The organism is Buttiauxella sp. 3AFRM03 (genome assembly GCF_003675305.1).
Taxonomy (GTDB): domain Bacteria; phylum Pseudomonadota; class Gammaproteobacteria; order Enterobacterales; family Enterobacteriaceae; genus Buttiauxella; species Buttiauxella ferragutiae.
The window spans coordinates 2,602,659-2,624,334 of the sequence record NZ_CP033076.1 but is presented as its reverse complement, the minus strand read 5'-3'; the positions used below and the strand labels follow the sequence as shown (position 1 = coordinate 2,624,334).

The window sequence follows — 21,676 nt, the reverse complement described above, 5'->3', positions numbered from 1 at the left end:
ATACCTCATGGCGTCGCGGTCAACACGGGGGTCGCCCCGGCAATTCGTTGTAAATCGCTGGTAATCGATAACGTTGCCGCTTCGGCCAGGGCGCTGATAGAACGCGTGCTGGCTTCGTTTGGCAGATAACTCACGTACTGACGCGCCAGCACTTCGGCACCGGTGGCATCTTTGACACGCATCGTCCACACGCCTTTGCGCATGCCATTGTTGGTGCCGCCGCTAAAGCTCATTTGCAAATGGATACTGCTCGGAGACGGTTCCAGCGACAGGTGGTTCGCTTCAATTACCCGCCCGACGGATTGCTCGATGCTGCCACGCGAAACGCCTGCTGGCAGGCGTGTGACCTGAATCGACACCGGGTGTTTTTCAACAGTAATACCGGCGGCATGGGCAAATACCGCACTTTCTTGCTGGCGCAAACTGGTCTGAATTTGTCGCGATAAGCTGGCAACGTCGGTTTTTGTCACCTGATCTGGCAGCAAATCAATACCTACTGAGTTCAGCACTCGGCCATAAGCGGCCTGCGCTTCGGCATACGATGACGCTTCCTGGAAGCGGGAAACAATCGAACGCGCCTGGGTTCTTAATGTTTCCAAATCACTGGTCAGCGAGTTGTCCGATCCGGCGCGGGAAATACTCGCCAGGCGCTGGTCAACTTGCGCCGATTGCTCGGCAATCTGGAAGTCATAGGAGGCGAGTTTGTAGCGTTCGGTGGCGACACGCACCTGTGTGAGCACCGCCATGCTCAGCGCCATACGGCGGGCATCATCGGTTTGCGCGCGCGCGTCGTTGGCGGTGCTAATCGACGGAATGCTCAACAGTTTGAACAGGTTCATCGAAACCCCCACGCCACTCTCAATCCAGTTACTGTTGTAGAGATAGTCGTTGGAGTCGTAGTTAATCCCGGCGAACAGGTTCAGGTTCGGGAATAACGAGGCAATTTGCCGCTTGGTTTCGTAGCTGTCGATGCGTGTTTTGTAATCTTCTTCACGCAATTCAGGTCGGCGTTCCAGCGCCATTTGCTCGAGCTTATCGATGTTAGTCGGTGCCGGAGCCAGCGGCGTTGGCGTGTCTTGCAACACCAGCGGCGTGCCCGGCGGCAGGTTGATCAGCGCCGTCAGCTCGCTTTTCGCCAGCTCCATTTGCTGGCGTTTCTGGTTGAGCAACGTCATGCCATCCAGCAGGGCGCGTTGGTACTCCAGCCCTTCAACCGGTGGCAAAATCCCCGCCTGTTCGGCTCCGCGGGTTTTATCCAGCGCCTGGGCAATTTGCTCGGCCAGCGGTTGGGTTTCATCCAGCAAACGCTGCGCGCCCAGCGCTCGCCAGTAGGCATCACGCACTTCCTGGACGATGTTTTGCAGCACTTTGCGGCGGCGTTCTTCGGCGATGTTCACTTCATCCGCCTGCTGTTTAGCGCGGAAGTAGCTCATCCCGAAGTCGAGCACATCCCACGAAAAAGTCGCGCTGGCAAGGTAATGTGAGCGCTCTTCCGAGGTGGAAGGACGCAGGCTGATCACGCCATCGTCAATGCCGACACTGGTGCCGCCCGAATCGTTATCACGCCAGCGATAACCGGCATCCGTCATCAGTTTTGGCAGCATGTCTTGTTGCGAGACATCCAGCAGGCTGCGTGACAGCGCGGTTTCCATCATTTTCAGGCGGTAATCGAGGTTATATTTTAACGCTCGCGCCATCGCGTCGGATAACGTCAGTGGGCCATGCAGGGCTTCCTGCCCGCGGTACATTTCCGCCCGGTCGCGATTCACGCGTGCGGTGATTTCATCCTGAGTCATCGGCTCCGGTTTCACCGTGCCACAGCCTGCCAAAACCAGCACCGCAATCAAACCGGCCACGGGTTTGATTAACGGTACGCCACGTTTTTTATATTGCGCCACCACGTATGCGTTCATCGTTGTTTTTTCCATCTTAAACAATTGCTCTCAGCCAGTTACCGGCGAGTGATTGTCGGGACTGTAATGTGCTTCCCGGACGCCAAAGTTTTTCTTTCAAGGGCTGCGAGCTGTGCCGATAAAGGCTGTGCTCCCAGGGTGATAACCGAAGGTTGTTCACCTGCTGATCGTTCCAGAGCGGGTCTTTCTTGTGCCATGGCGATGGGTGGGGTTGCGCTTCGTTCACTGTCTTGCCCGATGCCAAACGGGCCAAACGAATTCCCCAGTGAGTTTTGCCCCAGCCCGTTGCTTGCTAAACCAGGCAAGTCCCGTTGTTCACGGCTGTCGTTGTACCAGCGCGAGAACAGCACGGCCTGCTGCATCACTGGTGAACTGGCTTGTTCGATGCCGTAACCGATCGCGGCAAACTGGCTGTTGAGGCGAGTTTGCAGACCAGTAGCATCACTTTGTAAGTCATACACTAATGGCAGAATAAACAGCCCTGGCTGGTAGCTTTGGCGGTAAGGGGTCAGCAACTCGTCGTCGTCACGGCCAAAGATTTGCTCGCCATCACGGTCGTTGTTGTCATTGGGCATCGCGGTGACGCCATAAATGCGGATCGTCAGGCGTGCTTCGCTGGTGTCGCCATCGCTGTCGGTGATGGTGTAGACAAACACTTCGCTCAGAGTGGCGTTGGCATCCAATGCTGCCACACGTGGATCGGCACTGTTGACCTGATAGCGCCAGTTGCCCTGGCTATCTAAAAACAGCGTGCCGTACTGGCCGCTGCTGGTGCCGCCAATCGTCCCGGCCGCGCCAGTATTTTCTGACATCACACCCGTGACGGGGCCGTTGTCTGCGGCCCGGTCAGCACCGATGCGGTCGTCGTTAAACAGGTTACCGCTGACGTTTTGCTGGCCTTGATCCTGCAAGATTTCCGCGCTGTCATCGGTGGCGGTCGGCTGGTCGTTCACCACCGTAATGCGCAACTGCCCGACGTTGACGCCGTTCACTTCCACGGCGTAATCGTTGTGGGTGCTGATTTGGCCTGGCTGCGCCACCGCCTCGCGCAACACAAAGCGATAATCCAGATGCCCTTCGCCATCGGCTGCGCTGTAATAAGCCAGCAGCGTGATGGTGCCGGTCACGGTTTCGATGGTGATTGGCGACAGCGGATTGAGCTGCAATAGCTGCTCGGCGGTGATTACCCGGCCCTGGAAAGTGAAGGTTTTCAGTTTATCGAGCGACAGCAAATCAAGCGTGCCGCTGACTTCCTGAGCGCCAGGGTCGAGCGGCGTCAGGCCATCTTCGCGCACCTGAATTTCCACCGACGGTGCTACCAGAATGCGCAGCGTACCGTTGGTTTCCCCAACGGCGTAACCGTCACTGACGGTGTAAGTAACCGCAGGCACGAAGCCATGCCAGTTGTTTACCGGCGTAAAGGTGTAGCTGCCATCGGCTTGCACCGTCAGGCTGCCAATGCCCGCCAGCAGCGCGGTTTCGCCCGCGTTGTAGCGCGTACCACCCACCTGGAATACGGAGATATGCAGCGGGTCGCCGTTCGGATCGCTGTCGTTAGTTAACAGATTTCCGGAGATCGGCGTATTTTCCTGGGTGATCACCGCTTCTGGGTTAACGATCGGCGCGAGATCGGCGACGCGCACCACCACAGTGGCGGTTTCCAGAATGCCGCCGCTTAGCACGGTGTAGGTGTAGCTGTCGTTGCCGACATAACCCAGATTCGGCGTGTAGGTGATTTTTCCGTTTTCGACACTGACGGTGCCGTGGTTGCCCTGGCTGATGCTAACGATAGCGTTATCGTTGTTGCTGAAAGTGTCGTTTGCCAGCACATCGCTGGTCACCGAGCTGTTGCCGTTGACGGAAATCAGGTCGTTAAAGGCATCCTGAACTGGCGCGATGGTAATGCTTAACGAGGAACTGGAAACCCCGCCGTCGTTGCCGTCACTCATGTCGTAACTCACCACCGGCAGGGTGCCATTCCAGTCAGCGACCGGAACGAAAGTCCAGTTGCCGTTGGCGCGTAACGTCAGTACGCCCATGCCGCTTAACGTCACCACGCTGCCTGGCGCATACACGTTACCGTCAATAGTAAAACGGGTGACGTGAAGTGCCGCAGCGTCGTCAGGGTCGGCATCGGTGTCGTTAGTCAGCACGTTGCCGCGCGCCACGGTGTCTTCCGGCGTGGTGTTAATGTCCGGGTTGGCCAGTGGCGCGCTGTTGGTGATTTGCACCGTCACCGTGGTGGTTTCCAGCTTGCCGCCGCTGGTGACGGTATAGGTGAAGCTGTCGCTGCCAACAAAACCCGCCAGCGGGGTGTAGACGATTTTGCCATCGACAATGGTGGCACTGCCGTGCGCGCCGCTGCTGGTGGTGGTAATCTCACGGTCGCCATTTTCGAAACTGTCGTTGCTCAGCACGTCGATAGTGACCGGCTGCCCCGCGTGGGTGCTGGCGGAATCCGGTGCAATATCATCGACCGCTGTGATTTCCAGCGTCAGCGTGCTGCTGGCGGTGCCGCCCGTGTGGCCGTCGCTGATCTGATAGGTGATGAGCGGAATCGAGCCGTTCCAGTCGCCAACCGGCACAAATTGATAGCTGCCATCAGCGTTTAATGTCAGCTCGCCAATGCCGCTAATGGTGACGGCTTCGCCCACCAGATGCGCCACGCTTTCACCTGGTAAGGTAAAGCTGGTGACGCGCAACGTGTCCTGCACCGACGTGCTGTTATCAGGATCGCGGTCGTTATCCAGCACGTTGCCGGTGATTGTCGAATCTTCGTTCACCGTCTGTGTATCAGGGTTAGCGATGGGTGCGGTGTTCTCGACGGTGACAAACACCGTGGCGGTTTCTGTCACGCCGCCGCTGGTGACGGTGTAGGTGTAGCTGTCAGTACCAACAAATTCCGGCGACGGCGTATATGTCACGTTGCCGTTCGTGCCAATAGTGACGGTGCCGTTTTGCGCAGCGCCAACGAGGGTGACAGCGCGATCGTCATTCTCAAAATTGTCGTTGGCGAGCACGTTGATCGTCGAACTGCCTCCGGCGTGAAGAGTCGCAGTGTCATCAGCGATGTCGACCACCGGATTCACCGTAATATCCACATGCCCGACGGCGGTTGCGCCGCCGTTATCATCGGTCACGGTGTAAGTGATTTTTGGCACGTCACCGTTCCAGTCCGCCAGCGGCGTGAAGGTGTAGTGGCGGTCATACGACAGCGTAAAGGTGCCGACGCCCGGAATAATGGCGCTGGTGGTGCCAAAATTGCCGATCAGGAAATCATCGCTAATACCGTCGACATGGAATGACGTCACCCGCACTACGTCGGAATCGACATCGCTGGCAGTCAGCAAACCGCTCAACGACGTACCGTCTTCATCCATCGTCAGTTCCATATCTCTGGCGGTTGGCGCGGTGTTGGTGACCACTACCGTGACGGTGCTGGTTTCGGTGATTCCGCCGCTGGTCACCGAATAGCTAAAGGTATCGGTGCCGACAAATCCTGGCGGAGGGGTGTAGCGAATGGTGTTATTAGACAATACTTCTACGCGCCCAAGCGTGGTGCCGTCACTGCTGGCGGTCACGGTTTTGGTGTCGTTGCTGAAGCTGTCGTTATGCAGTACGTCGATGGCGACCGGGTTATCGGCATGCGTGGTGGCGTTGTCCGGCAGAATATCGGCCACCGGCTGGACAATAATCACCAGGTTGCGGGTGACCTGGCCGCCGTTGTTGCCATCGCTGACGGTAAAGGTGACAGGCGGTACCTGCCCGTTCCAGTCCGGCACCGGAACGAAGGTGTAAAGCCCGTCGCTGTGGATGGTCAGCGTGCCTTTTCCTTCAATCTCGACGGACTCATCCGCCGCATAGACTACGCCGTCAATCGTGAAGTTGGTGACCGTCAGCGTGTCTGAATCGGCATCGCGCGCGCCATCCAGCAAATCGCCATTAGTAATCGTTGTATCTTCCGGGGTTCGCACTACCGAGTTGCGCGGTTCCGGCAAGGTGTTGGTCATGGTGACGGTGACGGAGGCGGTTTCTTCAATGCCGCCGCTTTTCACCGTGTAAGTAAATACATCGTCACCGACATATCCGGCATTCGGCGTGTAGACCAGTTTGTTGCCGACAAGAGTGACGGTGCCATGCGCTGCCGAGAATACGGTCTGCTGGATGGCCGCATCGGAGTTGCTGAAATGGTCGTTAGCTAACACATCAATGGTCACTGGCGTACCGGCGTGGGTGGTCGCGGTATCGTGGGTAATGTCGACCATCGGGCGCACGGTGATGTCCAGCGAGCTTTCGGTTGGCGGCACGCTGGTGTTATCGGAAACGTGGAAGGTGATGGTCGGCACTTTGCCGTTCCAGTCTGGAACGGGCGTAAAGAGGTAACTGCCATCGGTATTTAGCGTGAAATCGCCTTTGCCGGCGATAGTCACTTTTTGCCCGGCGGCAAATGTCCCGCTGATACCGTCAATCTGGAAATCGACCACATGAAGCGGGTCGCCGTCCGGGTCAATAATCAGGTGTAAAACATCGCCGCTGGCTGGCGTGTCTTCATCGGTGACCGCGAATTGGTTGGAAGCGTCTGGCGGGGTGTTAGTCATAAAGATAAACACCGTCGCGGTTTCCGTCACTCCGCCGCTGGTCACGGTGTAGTTGTAGCGGTCGCTGCCGACAAAACCCGCATCCGGGGTATAAATCAGCTTGTTGTTTGGCCCGAGCGTCACGGTACCGTGTTGTGGCTGAGTGAAACTGGTCACGGCTTGATCGATATTGCTGAAGGTGTCATTTCCCAGCACATCGGTGGTGATCACCGTGCCAGTGTGCTCGATTTCGACATCGTTTTTCGCATCGTCAACGGCGGCGACGTGGATACCGAGCACCGCACTGCTGTCGCCGCCCATATTGCCATCGCTGACCACATAACTGACGGCAATGTCACCATGCCAGTCACCGCCGGGCGTATAGAGGTAACTGCCATCGGCGTTGATGAGTAAGGTGCCGTGGCTGCCCGTCAGTTTCACGGTGGTACCTGCTGCGTAAGTGTTGCCCTCAACGGTGAAATTCTTCACGGTTAAGGTATCGACTGCGCCATCGGGGTCGCTGTCATTGGTGAGCACGTTGCCGAGGGTTAACGGGCTATCTTCGTCAATCGACAGGTTATCGGTGACGCCAGTTGGAGCCTGGTTGGTGACGTTAATCGTCACGGTCGCGGTTTCGGTGATGCCGCCGCTGACCACGGTATAGGTGTAACTGTCGGAGCCGACATACCCGGTATCTGGCGTGTAAGTCAGCACATTGTTGACTAACGTCAGCGTGCCGTGCGACGGCTGCGTCACGGCGGTCACGGTTTTATCGCTATTGCTGAAGGTGTCGTTGAGCAGTAAATCGCTGGTGTTATTCACCAGTGGCACATTGGCGTGGGTGGTGAAGCTGTCGTTGGCGGCGTCGGTCACTGGCGTCACCGTCACGGAAAGCCTGGCGGTATTCGACCAATGTGACGTCTGGTCGCCGTCTTTGGCGAAATCGAAGAAATTCACCCGCCCATTCGTCACCCCTGCGCCTGACGACGAAGTATCGGTGGTATCCGAGGCGCGCAGTTGCAGGCCGCCACTCACCGGGCCGTTGTAATCGCCTAATGGCACAAAGCGCAGTTGCGTGGTGCTGGCGAGAACCAGCGCGTTGCTGGCGCTGACATCTGACGGGATCGTCAGCCAGTTGCTACCATCGGTGCTGTATTCCCAGTGGCCTTTGCTGGCGTCAGTGTCGTCACCATAAATGGCGATAAACCCCAGTGCGCCGCTGGCGTTTCCACCGCCTGCAATAGCGGTCTGGTTGTCTGTGGCATCACCATAAACTGACTGGAAAATTTGCCCGATGGTTTGTGGTGTCGGGGTGTCTTCGGCAATGGTGACGGTGGTGTCGCCAAGAGTTGGGCGGTCATTAATATTGGTGACCTCTGTGCTTAGCGTGATGACGGTTTCACTGTAGATCGAGGTGCCGCCATGCCCGCCTGTGGCATCAATATTAATTTGCTCGCCGTTGTCAGGCAGCGCAGGTGTGCTGGAAACATCGCCATTGGCGTTGGTTTCCACTAAACGCACACCGAGTGTTACCGGATCGCCGAAATAGTTGGCTGCCGGAACAAAACGCAGCGAGGCGCTGGCGGTAAGCACCAGGGCGTTGCTGTCGCTACGCGCCCCAACGTTCTGCCAGCTGGTACCGCCATCAAGCGAATATTGCCAGTCGCCCTGCGCGGTATTCGGCGTGTGGCTGGTAATCGCCACACCATAGAAGCTGTCTGCGCTGCTACCGCCGCCCACGCCAACGGTGCCGTCGTTATTGATGGTGTCGCGTTCATCGTTAAAGAAATCGAAGAACAGGTCGTGAATGTTGCTGCCCGCAAGCGAACTGCCGAGGGTATCTTCTTCAAGCGTCGGGATGGTGACGGATGGCGTGCCGACCACCTCTGGCGCATCGTTCACTGCGTTGACCGTGAAGGTAAATTCACGCGTGGTGATAAGCGCAGATGGGTCATCGCCTTCTTCGTATTCCACCTGTCCTGGGTCTTGATGCGGGTCGTTGCCACTTCCTGGCAGCGATCCCGGCCTTGAGCCGGAATTACCGTGGTCGTTAACCGTTACCTTGACGCTGAAATTGCCGTTCCAGTCAGCCGCCGTGGCGCTGCCATCTGCGTCAGGCAGTGTGACTCTCAGCCCCGCCAGATAACTGTTAATTTGCGTGTAAGAACCGTTGAACGTCAGCGTGTCGGTGCCTGCTCCCGTGAATGTTCCGCCGCTACCGGTGGGGGCCACAAACACAAAACCGTTCGGCAGTTTCACGGTGACCGTCATGCTCTGGCTGCCCGCATCCGAATCACTGATGGTAATCGGCGGCAGCGTCACGGTGGCACTGTTTTCATCGGTATTCAGTACTGGATTTTCACCGAGCTTGATTTGTGCCGGGTCGTTAACGCTGCTCTGGAAAATGGTGCGGTAAGTGGAAGCCACGTTTTGCCCCAGCCCGCCGGGAATCGCGGCGTAAGGGCTTATCACCGTGTTGGGGACTTGCGAGGTGCCAACACCGCCAGGACCGATGTTATCGCCGCCGTTTGCGGAGCTGGTCAGGTTGCCATTGGCATCACGCACGCGGTCATCAACAATCACTTCAACGCGGAAATACTGGTCAGCATCGTCAAGAATCGCCCCGCGCATAGTGACTTGCAGTTGCGCGAGGTAAGCGTTGATTTGCGCGACGGTACCGGTTATCACCAGCGGCGCGTTTTGCCCGTTGGAGGGCGGCGTCACGCCGTCCTGGCTGGTGTTCTGGATAAACACGCCAGAGGTGGTGTTGAGCGACGAAATGGTAATCGCCGAGTTTTGCTGATCGCGATACTGCGACACGCTCAACGGGTTGCCGTTTTCATCGGTGATGCGTACCGTCACCTGCACGATGTCGTTTTCACCTGCCGCAATACCGCCTGCGTCCGCAACATCCGGGTCGCCAATCACAAAGCCGTCGACGTTATTGCCGCCCGGCGCGTTGTTGTCGAGCAGAATGGTGTCCGAAGGCGCGGTGATGGTTGGCGGGTCGTTCACTGGCGTAATCGTCAGCGCTATTTGCACATCGGCAGGCGGCAGGCCACCGGTGTCGCCGACGCTGGCAGTGCTGGTGTCGAGATGAACATTCAGCGTCACATCGCCTGCTGCCGCGCCGTTCTGGTCGTGGTTGGCATTCAGCGCACTTTTGTAGGTCAGGCCGTTGGTCGGGTCGTTGAGCAAGGCCTGAATTGCGCTGGCGGTGCCGGTCAAAATCAGGGTGCCGGAATTATCGCCCTGAATCGTCACGCCGTTAATTTCCAGGCTGCTGTCATTGGCAGTACCGCCAATCCCCAGTTGCCCCTGGCCGACCGTCAGCGTCACGGTCACAGGTTTGCCAAAGGCGCTGGATTCCACGTCAGTAATGACGAAATCACCGCCAATCCAGGTAGCTTGATCTTCAAAGGTGGTTTTGTCGCTATCGGTGACGACCAGCGTGCCAGGGTCGTTGACTTCCGAGGCGTTAATCGCCACCTGGTTTGCCGAAATATTGCCGTTATTGGCGGGGACGCCATCCTGATACCAGTCGTAATTGACGTTATCGACAGCGCCTGGCAGCGAGCCGGTTGCCGGGTTAGTCGGCTGGTTGACCGGCCCGCCGTTGGCTGAGCCATTGAGCTGACCATTGCCGGTACGCAAGCGGTCATCGGTAATCACCTGCACCTGATAAACGGTGTTGCGGTCATCAGGGAAGGTGACGGTCAAACCGCTCAGCGCACTGTTGATCTGCGCGACAGTCCCGGTGATCACCAGATAACCGCCGTCGCCGCCGGTAATCAGTGCGCCACTTGCACCATTGGCCGCCAGCCTGATGTTGTTGTATTCGCTTTGGCTGAACGCACTGCCATCGTTGTGTAGCAGGCGCACGGTGGTCTGGAGAATATTGGTCGCGCTGCTGGTGCCAGTGATATCCGGGTCGGCAACGGTAAATCCGCTGACCGCATGGGAATTGCCACCGATGTCAATTGGCCCGGAAGGGGCGGTGACAGTGGGTTTGTCGTTTGCCGGGGTAATATTAATCGCGAAATGATTAGCGGCTTGTTCTTTGTCACCATCAGACAGCGTGAAGTCGAAGCCATCGGCATTGAGGCCGTCGCCGCTGATTTCATCGCCGTCATTCAGGTAATAAATATAACCGTTGTTAATGTCGGCCTGCGTGAAGGTTGAGCCATTGCCGATGGTGCTAAAATTCACGCCGTCGCGGGAAAAGGCCAGATGCCCGTGGTCCGGTGAGTTGGTGATGGTAAATTGCACCTGCTCAGGGCTGCTGTCGGGGTCGTAAGCCTGCAACTGCGAGCCATTGATTTGCACATAGCTGCCTTCAACCACTGTCGCCGGGTTGTTGGCCGGTTGGCCGCCGATATTGTTCGGTGAATCTGGCGGTACCACAATTTCCGGGCTATCCGGCGTCTGGGGGATTTTCGGCCCATCGTTGACGTTGGTGATGGTGATGCCCACCGTGGCGTTGGTCGCCGACTGCATGCCCCAGCGGTCCACCGCATAAGCCACAAAGCTGGTGCTGCGGACTTCAGATCCGTTGCTGACAAAGCGCAGGCCGCTGGTGCTGTCGTTTTTCAGCAAACTGGCATCGAGCTTTAAGGTGCCGATATCTGCATCAGTGATCGTCACCCAACTGGTGCCGTTAAAGTATTGCAGCACGCCGCCGGTCGGCAGAGTCAGGAAGGCAAACTTCAGCGCCCTGTCGCCTGTGAGATCGTTATTGTAAGCGTAGTTATTGTCGTTGCCGTTGATCGTTGGGCCATCTTCCCACGGTGAGCCGCTGTTGGCGTCATCTGGGTCGCCCAGTTGCAGCTGCGAGTTGGTGATGATCACCGTTTCGCCTTCTGCCAGCACGGTGTTGGAAGAACCGGCAATCACCGGCGCGTCGTTCACCGGTGTGACGAACACTTTCAGTTCCGGGTTCCAGGTCACCGCCATTGGGTTGCCGGTGCTATCGAGCGTGACTTGTCCTGCGGAAACCGAAAACTTGCCATCGAAGTGGAAGTTTTCGCCACCGTCATGGCGAACGCTGATTAACCCGTTGTTCAAATCGGCCTGGGTAAAGGTACCGAAAGCGTTGATCACCGTGTAACCGCCGTTGCCATCGCTTTTCAGGATGGTCAGGCCGGTTTGCCCGCTGCCGCTGCCCAGGAAGGTATAGACAATTTGCTCGGGCTGAACACCCGGAACCACGTAACTCATGCCCGGCGTGGCATCGCTAATATTACCGGTGCCGGAAAGGGTCAGTGAGCCGCCTTCCAGAATAATTCCATGCGCCGCGCCATTGGGATCATCGCCAATATAGCCAGAACTTGTTGTATCGCCTGAAGTATCCAGCGGCGGGACTTGATCCGGTGGCGGGTTGTTGGCCAGCGGCACCAGGCCAATGGTGAAGTCGAAATGGGTCAATTTGGCATCGGGACTTTCGCTGTCCCAAATCCCGCCCTGGCGCGTGAAAGTGCTGCCATCGGCATTCCAGCGCAGAGCGGTGGAGTGGTCGATGACGCGGAAACTAAATTTGTCGATGCCATCAATGGGCGCGTTCAAATACTGGGTATAAACCACCCGTCCTTCCACCACATCTTCCATGGTGAAGGTGTCGCCGTTCTGCATGCGCGCGCCGTTCAGCGTCAGGTAACCGTGTGTTAGCCCGTCAACGTTAACCACAAAGCTGACGCGGTCTGGTGGGGAGTCCTCATCGATGCTGGCGAGCATTTCTGGCATCAGCACCACGCTGTCCGGCCCATCCGCCACATCGGCGAGCAGGGTGGAATCCGGATTGAGAGCCGGGTCGTCATCCACCGGCTGGATAGTCAGCGCAATCAGCGCATCGCTGCTGGCAGGTGTTGCGGTGCCGCCGCCCTGGTCGGTGACGCGCACGCCGAAGGTGTCTTGTGTAATGCCTTCTTCGCCGTTGTTTTCATAGGTCAGCAAGTTGCGGTCGTTATAACTGATCTGCTGTCCCTGAATCACCGCCACACCATTAAAATAGAGCGTGCCGTGAGTAGGCAGCGCCGTAATCGTTAAGGTGAGTTCGCCGTCCTGGGTATCGCCACCGCCATCGGCGACAATATATTGCCCAACGTTGCCGGTGTTGGCCGCGTTGGCAGGCTGCCCTTCAAAGACAATCCCACCGCCTGAAACGGTTGGCGGCTGGTTTTCCGGGGCGATTTCCAGCGTCACTTTCACAGTGTCGGAAAGATTAATTGGCGTTGCGCCGTCGTTCACTTTGGCGGTGAAACTGTCGGCGGTGTTTTGTGCACTGCCTGTTGCAGTGTGGACATACACCAGCTTGTTATCGCGCACATCTTGCTGGGTAAACACCGAGCCGACCCCCAGCCGCGTGCCGTTTAAGGTCAGATAACCGTATTGCGGCATCTCGGTCAGGCTGTAGACAATTTGCGAGGCACTTTGCGCACCCGCGGCTAATTCTGGATCCAGCGCTGCGAGCGTGGCTTCGGTAATCACGGTTCCCGCACCGTTATTTTCTGGCACGATCAAGGTGCTGTTATCCACCACCACCGGGTCGTTGGCAGGTGTGACGGTGATATGCGTTACCAGGCTGTCGTTGCCGGACAGCGTCAGGATATAAAACTGCACGTCGGTTGTGGCAGATTGCTGGCCGAGTTCGCTATCGCTGGCGGTAAATTTCAGCGCGTTAAGCCAGGCTTGCGCATCCGCCACCGAACCGACGAACTCCAGCGTTTTCCCCGCCGAGCTACCATTAACCAGATCGCCTGCGGCACCGTTGGTCAGCGTGACACTGATGGCAACTTTTTCATCACTGACATTCAGTGTTAAGCCGCTAAAGCTGCCGGTTTCCGCACCTGGGTGCAGTACGCTGGGTTCGGAAACCACCATGTCCGGCACGCGGGTGGTCAGTTCAGGTGCCTGCAAAACGCCGTCGTAAGCCAGCTCGAGCGAACGGGTTTCAATCACCCCGGTGTGGGATTCCAGCGTCCAGTCGGCGGCTTTTAACGCGCTGCCGGTTTCGTCACTGGATGCGGCAACATCTGCGTGGGTGTAATCCGCCATACGCGTAATCAGCGTGGTGTCTTGCGCCGTGACGTTGCAGCCATACAGCAAAATATCGCCGTCAGTCGTCAGCTTTTCGCCAAGTTTTTCTAATTGCTGCTGGTACTGCGTAATGGTCTGATCGTTAAGTTTGTCGCTACCCAGGGTGATTTCATCGCTGGCACCGTGGCTGATGATATGAATCGCGGTGATATTTTTATCGTTCTTAAGCGCTTCATTAATCTGTTCCAGCCCGGAATGTTGTGCGTCGAGCACCACCACGCGGCTGCCTTCCGGCAATTGATTTACCAGTGATTGCCAATTCTGTACATGGCTGTCGACCACATACACTTCATGTGCGGCAGGGGCATCGGTAGGCGCAGGGGCGGTTATTGACGCAGGCGCTGGCACCGGTGCCGGTGGCACAAACACCGCTTTTGCGGCGTCAGGGGCGTTGTCATGATGCGTGGCATCTAATGGGTTATCTGCATGATTAGCGCTTTCAACGGCTGCCGCACCGTCGAATAACTGGCGTGGCTCAAGAGCGAAACGGTGGTGACGAGGGCGGGTGGGATTATCGTTTCGAGGTCTGGACATGGCATTTACTCTTGGCAACTTCAGCGTCATTAACATCAATGATACATGCAAGTTACATAATATGTAGATGCTCTATGTCCTTATTACATAATATTTACGAATGTTTCTGCGATTATTCTTATATTGATTAGCCATATTTATTATATGGTTTTTAACTGCTAGTTAAGATATTTAAGCCAGGATAAAACGCTAAATTAATGACTGCGATAATAATAAATAACCGTGCCGTTACTATTATTGCTTGATTATTGCGCAGGGTTGAACATCGATTAAGCGATCATTTTTTGTGGGCTGGTGGAATAAGAAACATAAGATTGGCGAAATAAGAGACAACACTTGCGTGTGGCTAATGAAGTATCACGGACGGCGTAAACGGTGGACGGCACTGGCGCTTATCCGCCCTACGGTTTTTTTGTAGGTTGGATAAACGCAGCGTCATCCGACAAAACTAAGCAGGGATTACGACTGGCTTTGCGTCGAGGTTTTTAATACCACGCTTTGATTGTCAATCTTCGCGCTACGTTTTAGCGCATACCCCACAGCGAACACCACGGTGGCACAACCGAGGAACAGTAAGCGGCCCCACATTGGGTTAGGAATTAACACCATCAGTGACAAGCCTGCTGCCATGTAAATCGTCAGGTCGCCCAGCTTGTTACGCTGCATGCGGTCTACGATGTCTTGTGCGTCATCTTCTACACACTCGGTTTCCACATCCTTAAAGAACGCATCAGTCGTGGCGACATTTTTGTCGGCTTGCGGCTTATACAGCAGCGCAGTCAGGCAGAAGAAGCCACCCGTCAGCACCAGATGGGCGACGATAGGAATGATGGTTTTCAGCTCGCTCACTTCACGGCCAGTCAGTTTCTCAACACCAAACCATGACATCACGTACTGCGGCGTGAACACATCAACCACCATCCAGGAAACGCCCAGACCAAAGATTACGGTAGCCCACGGAGCCCAGGAAGGCGTTCTGCGAATCAGCATTCCGAAGAACAATGGCACCAGAATCGGCGATTGCAGCAGTGTGGCAACCTGCATCATCAGGTCGAACAGGCTGAGGTGCTTGAGCGAGTTAAAGAACTGCGCCATGAAGATAACCAGCAAACCGTTCACCAGGCAGGCGATTTGTCCGGCACGCAGTTGCTCTTTATCCGTCGCTTTGCCTTTGCGCACAATCGTTGCGTAGAAGCTACGCACGAAGATACCGGAGTTACGGTTCAGCGCAGAGTCCATCGACGACATGGTGGCGGCAAACAGGCCGGCCATCAGCAGCCCAACCGTTCCCAGCGGCATCGCTTCACGAGCAAACACCAGGTAAACCGCATCACGGGCTTTCGCGCCCAGCTCAGGGTATTGCGCGCCCGCATCAGGGTAAATAATCGCGGTGGCCCACGGTGGGATAAACCAAATCACCGCGCCAATCAGCATCATCAGCAGCGCCATCAGCGCCGCTTTGCTGGCGTTTTTGGAGTCCTTAGCATTCAGGAAGCGGTAGGATTCCTGCATGTTGTTGATACTTTGTAGCTGTTTGACTACGAAGAACAGGAAGGTGCCAACTATCAGTAACGGGTAGTTCATGTCCGGGCCGGTGAAGAAGCCAGACGGGAACTCAGTCACGATATTAGCCGGACCGCCTACAGTCCACAGAGCCACAAGGGCGCAAGCCACGGAAATAACCGCGATAACCAGAGTTTGAATAAAGTCGGATGCCACCACGCCCCAGGCACCACTCAGCATGGAGATTGCCAGTACCGCCAGGCCAGTAATCCAGATAGTGGTAACAATGTCGGCGTTAAATACTGCGGAGGCGAAAACACCGAGGCCGTTCAGCCACACGCCAGCGTTAATTACGCTCAGAGGAATAATGACCCAGGTAAAGAATTGTTCGTTGACCGGGCCAAAGCGGCGACGTACTGCTTCGGTTGGGGTATCGACACGCATTTGACGAAAACGACGCGCGAAATAAAGCCACGCAAATAAATAGGCCACCATGTTGCCAATAAACACCGCCAGCACCGCAAAACCATCCGTAAATGCCTTGCCTGCCGCACCAGTGAAGGTCCAGGCGGAAAACTGCGTCATAAACGCGGTTGCCCCAACCATCCACCACAGCATCTTGCCACCGCCGCGGAAGTAGTCACTGGTACTGTTATTGGCCATTTTTTTGAATAGCAGACTAATGGCGACCATTAATAAGAAATAACCCGCTATTACAATGTAATCGTAAGACATTGTAGTTCCCTATGAGTTATGCCCCTGATACTTCAAGATAGCAATAATGCCATTTGAGTTATTGTGGGTTTTGTTTGAATTGGAAACATTAAACACTCGATTTACATATTTTGAAATATCGTTTTAATATTTATGTGAAATATATGGTAACGATCATGTTTTCCTCTTCAAATGTCCAAAAATAGCTATTTAGCGAAATGATTAATAAAAGGAGGGGAGAATTAGCGTTAATAAATATCGTGAATGGGGAGGGGTAAATTGAGAATACTCCGCTGTTGAGATGCGGTGACTTTCCCTATCGTTTTCGGAGTTAACATACCATCAGGCTGGCTTATGAATCGATACTCCACCATGCTGCTGCTCGGTAGCCTGACCATGACCACATTTGCCCACGCCGATGCGCTGGATGGTCTGTTTGATAATTCCATTGTCGGCTCTATTTCACAGGCAATTAACGATGCTTATAAGCCGAACAATAACAACGACGACGATCGGCGTTGGGACGACGAAAATCAACGCCGCAATGATGACGACCGACGCCAGTACGAAGACCTCCATCGGCAGTTAGAAGATCGTCGCCGTCAACTCGATAACCAACAGCGCCAGTTAGACGACCAGCGCCGCCAGCTCGAAGAAGACGAACGCCGCCTGGATGATGATTACCGGTAGTCTGCGAGCTGGGTTCTGGAATGAGTGTTTGCCGGGCATTTTTCGATTTTGTTGTGTTAGGTTGCGATGATTCTCGGTGGATGACGCCTGCGGCTTATCCCCCCTACAAAACCCAACCTCAAACCCAATCGTAGGTCGGATAAGCGCAGCGTCATCCGACTCCAACACAGGTGCGAAAATGCCCAACTATCGCCGCATGCGGGTCAACGGTGGAACGTGGTTTTTCACCGTCAATCTGCATGACCGCAAAGATGATTTGCTCGTCAGACATATTGAGGAACTCAGGCAAGCACTTGGAAAGGTCAAAGAACGCTATCCTTTCGAAATCAACGCCTGGGTTGTTCTGCCGGATCATATGCACTGCATCTGGACGCTGCCATCCGACGACAGCAACTATTCTCAGCGCTGGCGGGCAATCAAAAAAGCCTTCACGAAATCCCTTCCCGGAAATCCCACCGTCTGGCAAAAACGCTTTTGGGAACACTGCATCAAGGATGATCGCGATTACGCGGCGCATGTCGATTACGTTTACATCAATCCGGTTAAACATGGTTTCGTCAAAACGGCCTGCGAATGGCCTTATTCGTCTTTTCACCGAGATGTAAAACGAGGGCTTTATCCGGCGGATTGGGCGGGGGAAGTGGAAGATTTTAGTGCCGGTGAACGAAAGGCCGGTGGATGACGCCTGCGGCTTATCCCCCCTACAAAACCCAAACCCAAACCCAAACCCAAACCCAAACCCAAACCCAAACCCAAACCCAAACCCAAACCCAAACCCAAACCCAAACCCAAACCCAAACCCAAACCCAAACCCAAACCCAAACCCAAACCCAAACCCAAACCCAAACCCAAACCCAAACCCAAACCCAAAACCAAAACCAAACCCAAAACCAAACCCAAAACCAAAACCAAACCCAAAACCAAAACCAAAAATCCAAACCCAATCGTAGGTCGGATAAGCGCAGCGTCATCCGACACTAATCTACCCGAATAACCATCCCATCAAACCCGGCTTCGAACCCTTCGGGTAACGCATTCTCCATCAGCCAGCAATCGAACTGGTGGCTGATATGGGTGAGGACCACACGCGGGCAGCCGATGTGTTTATTTAGCTCAATTACGGTATTCAAATCGCAATGGTTTTTCGGGGTCTGCGTGCGCGGCTCATGGCTGCAATCAATCACCATCACCTGCGGCTTGTTGTTGGCCAGAAACTTCAGCGTTTTTTCCGGAAGGCCTGCGGTATCGCATAACCACGCGACCCGGCTGTGCGGGGTTTCAAACAGATAACCGAGTGTCAGTTTGGAATGGTTGAGCGGCAGGGGCGTGACACGCAGCGCTTGCAGGGTAAACCCAACAAACGGTTCAAGCGTGTGGCTGAAATCGAGAATGCCAGGGTGTTTAAACAGATCGTCGCAACCTTGTTCATCGGCAGGGCCGTAGACCGGGATTTTTTCGCCCACGCCCCAGCGCAGCGGAAATAAACCCTGCACGTGGTCCATGTGGTAATGGGTCAGCAAAAACTGCTGAAATTCCGCAGGTTGCCAGTGGTCCATTAAATCGGGAATCCCGGCATCCAGCAGCGTCACCGCTTCGTTAAACCTCACCACGGCGCTGCAAGGTTTACGGCGATATTGCGGATTATTGCGAGCACGCTCGCAGGCGGCACAAAAACAGCCAAAAGCAGGCACCAGTTGTGCACCGCCCGTTCCGCTAAGGGTTAGTGTCAGGCTCATTCAGTGTCTCCACTGGCTTGGTAAACCGAAAATGGGTCTGCTGATACCCTTCGCGCAGATAAAAACGATGGGCGTCCAGGCGTTTGGTGCTGGTGGAAAGCTCGGTCAGCTCTGCTCCGGCAATGCGCGCCTGTTGTTCCGCCCAGGCCATCAGCTTGCTGCCTACGCCGTATCCCCGGGCTTGCGGCATAACCACCAGTTCCTGAATTTCGCCCACCCAATTCACATGGTGCAGATGAAATTGCAGCTGCAAACCCACCATGCCGACCACTTCGCCATTGAGCAGCGCCAGATGGTAATGCACATTGCGTTCTGCGAGGTTTGCCGCAAATCCATTATTAAATGCCTGGCGATCAAACTGGGCCTGTTTGAGTTCGCAAATCAGCCTATATACGGCATCGCTGTCAGCAGCGGTTGCGGGACGTAATTCGACGATATGCTTTACCTCAATGACATCAGACATGGCGCGGTTCCTTCGGACGAAAATGGACGATGTTCGTGTTGCGTCGGTTATTCACCAGACGCATAAACGATAAGACAGACTCTGCCAGACTGCCATCGTTGTTAAGTATCAGACATTCGTCCAAATCCGGTGCGTAGAAGGCGGCACGTTGCAGGCGTTGCTCGATTTGTGGTGCAGTTTCGCGCCCGCGAGCTTCAAGACGCTTGCGCAAAACGTTGGTTGAAACATGCAGACAAATTGGCACTAACGCCTCGCCATAACGCGCTCGCGCCTGTGCTAAATGCTCGCGCGAGCCGTTCACCACCACGTCGAAGCCGGAGTCGAGCCAGATATCCAGCTCGATGCCGATGCCGTAACTTTGGTGATGGGCCTGCCAGCACAGGGCAAACAGACCCTGTTGCTGGCGCTGAGCGAACTCCTTTTCACTCAGCGCGATATGGTTTTCACATCCGGCATCGGCAGCGCGGGTGATGTAACGGTGCGCCACCAGTAGTTGATTATTCTCCTGCTGGCGCAGTGCCGTCAGCAGGCTGTCTTTCCCGGAGCCAGACGGCCCCATCAACCAGACAATTTTGCTCATCAGAACACCCGTATTCCCTGACGCCAGACATGGCCGACGTGAACGTGGTCACCGTGAAGATGCGCCAGTACCATATCGGCACGTTTGCCTTCTGCCAGCACGCCACGGTCATCGAGATTCAATGCGTTGGCCGGGTTGCGCGTCACCAGTGCCACCGCTTGTGGCAGGGTGAAACGGTTTGATTCGTCGCTGGCGACGCGGAATGTAGCATCCAGCAAACTCGCCGGGTAATAGTCGGAAGAGAGAATATCCAGTAGCCCGGCTTGCGCAAGCTGATGCGCCGCCACGTTACCGGAATGCGAGCCGCCGCGCACAATATTCGGGGCACCCATCAACACGCTCATTCCATGCTGATGCGAGGCCTGGGCGGCTTCAAGCGTGGTGGGGAATTCGGCAATCACAATGCCCAGCTCGTGGGATTCTGCAACGTGATCGCGGGTGGCGTCATCGTGGCTGGCAAGCGCGATATTGCGCGCGCGGCACTCGGCGGCAATCGCCAGGCGGTTGGGCTGCGACCAGCGTTCAGCCAGTGCTAACTGCTCGGCTTCGTAGCTGTCCATGTCGGCATCGTTAAGCTGATATTTCCCCTGGTAATATTCGCGATATTTCACCAGGTTTGCGAACTGGCGCTGGCCTGGTGAGTGGTCCATCAACGACACCAGCGACACGCCGCTACGTTCAATCAACTGCTGGAACAGCGGCAGTGTGGTGTGGTGCGGCAGTTCGCAACGCAGATGCAGGCGGTGCTCGGCGCGGTTCATACCACGCGCCTGGCTGTCCATCACTGCGTTAATCATCTTCTCGAGGTTATCCAGACGATCGCCACCGTCGCGTACATCGCCCAGCGCCACGGCGTCCAGCACCGTGGTGATACCGCTTGCCACCATTAAGGCATCGTGGCTGCTCATCGCTGAGTGCGCAGGCCAGTCCACTTTCGGGCGCGGGGTGAAGAATTTATCGAGGTTGTCGGTATGCAGTTCGATTAACCCCGGCAGCAACCAGCCGCCTGCGCCATCTTGCGCTTGCGGTAGCTGGCTTGGGCTGTCGGCAAAATTACGAATTACGCCGTCGGCCACTTCCAGCGAGCCGTTAACCACTTCATTTTCCAGCACCAGTTTGACGTTGTTAATGATCATTTTTAGCCTCAACGGTTGCCATATTGTGCAGGCGGTCTGCGACCAGGTTGCGCACGCTTTCGTCGTGGAAAATCCCGACCACTGCCGCACCGCGCGCTTTGGCTTCCAGAATCAAATCCACCACGGCGGCGCTGTTTTTCGCATCCAGTGAGGCGGTCGGTTCATCGAGCAGCAAAATTGGGTAGTCGACGATAAAGCCACGGGCGATGTTCACGCGCTGTTGTTCGCCGCCGGAAAACGTCGATGGTGCCAGGTTCCATAAGCGTTCTGGCACATTCAGGCGAGTCAGCAGCATTGACGCTTTGTCTTCACAGACGTCACGTGAAACACCCAAATCCAGCAGCGGTTGCATCACCACTTCAAGTGCTGAAATACGCGGGATGACGCGCAAAAACTGGCTCACCCAGCCAATGGTCTGGCGGCGCACTGCCAGCACGTCACGCGCTGGAGCCTGCACAATGTCCAGCCACGCGTCGTTATGTTTGACCCAAATATGCCCCTGGTCAGGCAAATAGTTGGCGTACAGCGAGCGTAAAAGGGTGGATTTTCCGCTGCCGGAATGGCCGTGCAGCACCACACATTCGCCGGATTCCACTTCCAGCGAGGCATTCGCCAGCACTGGCAAACGGATACCGTGCTGATGGTGTAACACAAAGGTTTTGCTGAGGTTTTCAACCCGTAATCTGTACATATTGGTTCCTTAAAACGTATGCCATGACGTCGGATGACGGCTTCGCC

Annotated in this window: 10 protein-coding genes; 2 read left to right on the top strand and 8 right to left on the bottom strand. The window is 55.7% G+C overall.

Going from position 1 to position 21,676, the window contains the following annotated elements; all coding sequences use genetic code 11:
- Window positions 1-5: 5 nt before the first annotated feature.
- From D8682_RS13755 to D8682_RS13745, 3 genes are all read right to left on the bottom strand, one after another.
- On the bottom strand, window positions 6-1,913 hold the full coding sequence (locus tag D8682_RS13755; RefSeq protein ID WP_121814508.1) for a TolC family protein: 1,908 nt from the start codon (window positions 1,911-1,913) through the stop codon (window positions 6-8).
- A gap of 38 nt (window positions 1,914-1,951) precedes the next feature.
- Entirely contained in the window at window positions 1,952-14,116 is a 12,165-nt protein-coding gene (locus tag D8682_RS13750; protein WP_121814507.1) for an Ig-like domain-containing protein, read from the bottom strand.
- Between the two features lie 459 nt (window positions 14,117-14,575).
- Entirely contained in the window at window positions 14,576-16,354 is a 1,779-nt protein-coding gene (locus tag D8682_RS13745) for a sodium:solute symporter family protein (RefSeq protein WP_121814506.1), read from the bottom strand.
- A gap of 333 nt (window positions 16,355-16,687) precedes the next feature.
- On the opposite strand from D8682_RS13745, the gene yjdP reads away from it, so the two are divergent.
- Together yjdP and D8682_RS13735 are read left to right on the top strand one after the other, a co-directional pair.
- Complete coding sequence (yjdP, locus tag D8682_RS13740; RefSeq protein ID WP_121814505.1) at window positions 16,688-17,023, top strand: DDRRRQL repeat protein YjdP; 336 nt, start codon at window positions 16,688-16,690, stop codon at window positions 17,021-17,023.
- Between the two features lie 178 nt (window positions 17,024-17,201).
- A complete protein-coding gene (locus D8682_RS13735; protein WP_121814504.1) occupies window positions 17,202-17,705 on the top strand; it encodes a transposase in 504 nt (167 codons plus the stop codon).
- A 295-nt stretch (window positions 17,706-18,000) separates the two neighbouring features.
- Here the strand turns inward: D8682_RS13735 and phnP are convergent, their stop codons facing one another.
- The 5 genes from phnP to phnL are packed head-to-tail and all read right to left on the bottom strand — an operon-like array spanning window position 18,001 to window position 21,629.
- A complete protein-coding gene (gene phnP / locus D8682_RS13725; protein WP_121814503.1) occupies window positions 18,001-18,759 on the bottom strand; it encodes a phosphonate metabolism protein PhnP in 759 nt (252 codons plus the stop codon).
- On the bottom strand, window positions 18,737-19,222 hold the full coding sequence (gene phnO / locus D8682_RS13720; RefSeq protein ID WP_121814502.1) for an aminoalkylphosphonate N-acetyltransferase: 486 nt from the start codon (window positions 19,220-19,222) through the stop codon (window positions 18,737-18,739). The genes phnP and phnO overlap by 23 nt, the downstream gene beginning before the upstream one ends.
- Window positions 19,215-19,802 (bottom strand): ribose 1,5-bisphosphokinase, encoded by a 588-nt coding sequence (gene phnN / locus D8682_RS13715; RefSeq protein ID WP_121814501.1) that lies wholly within the window; start codon window positions 19,800-19,802, stop codon window positions 19,215-19,217. The genes phnO and phnN overlap by 8 nt, the downstream gene beginning before the upstream one ends.
- The gene (gene phnM, locus D8682_RS13710; protein ID WP_121814500.1) at window positions 19,802-20,938 is read right to left on the bottom strand and encodes an alpha-D-ribose 1-methylphosphonate 5-triphosphate diphosphatase; all 1,137 of its coding nucleotides are present in this window, start codon (window positions 20,936-20,938) and stop codon (window positions 19,802-19,804) included. The genes phnN and phnM overlap by 1 nt, the downstream gene beginning before the upstream one ends.
- Window positions 20,928-21,629, bottom strand: coding sequence for a phosphonate C-P lyase system protein PhnL (phnL, locus tag D8682_RS13705; RefSeq protein WP_064541079.1), 702 nt, complete (start codon window positions 21,627-21,629; stop codon window positions 20,928-20,930). The genes phnM and phnL overlap by 11 nt, the downstream gene beginning before the upstream one ends.
- Between the last annotated feature and the right edge of the window lie 47 nt (window positions 21,630-21,676).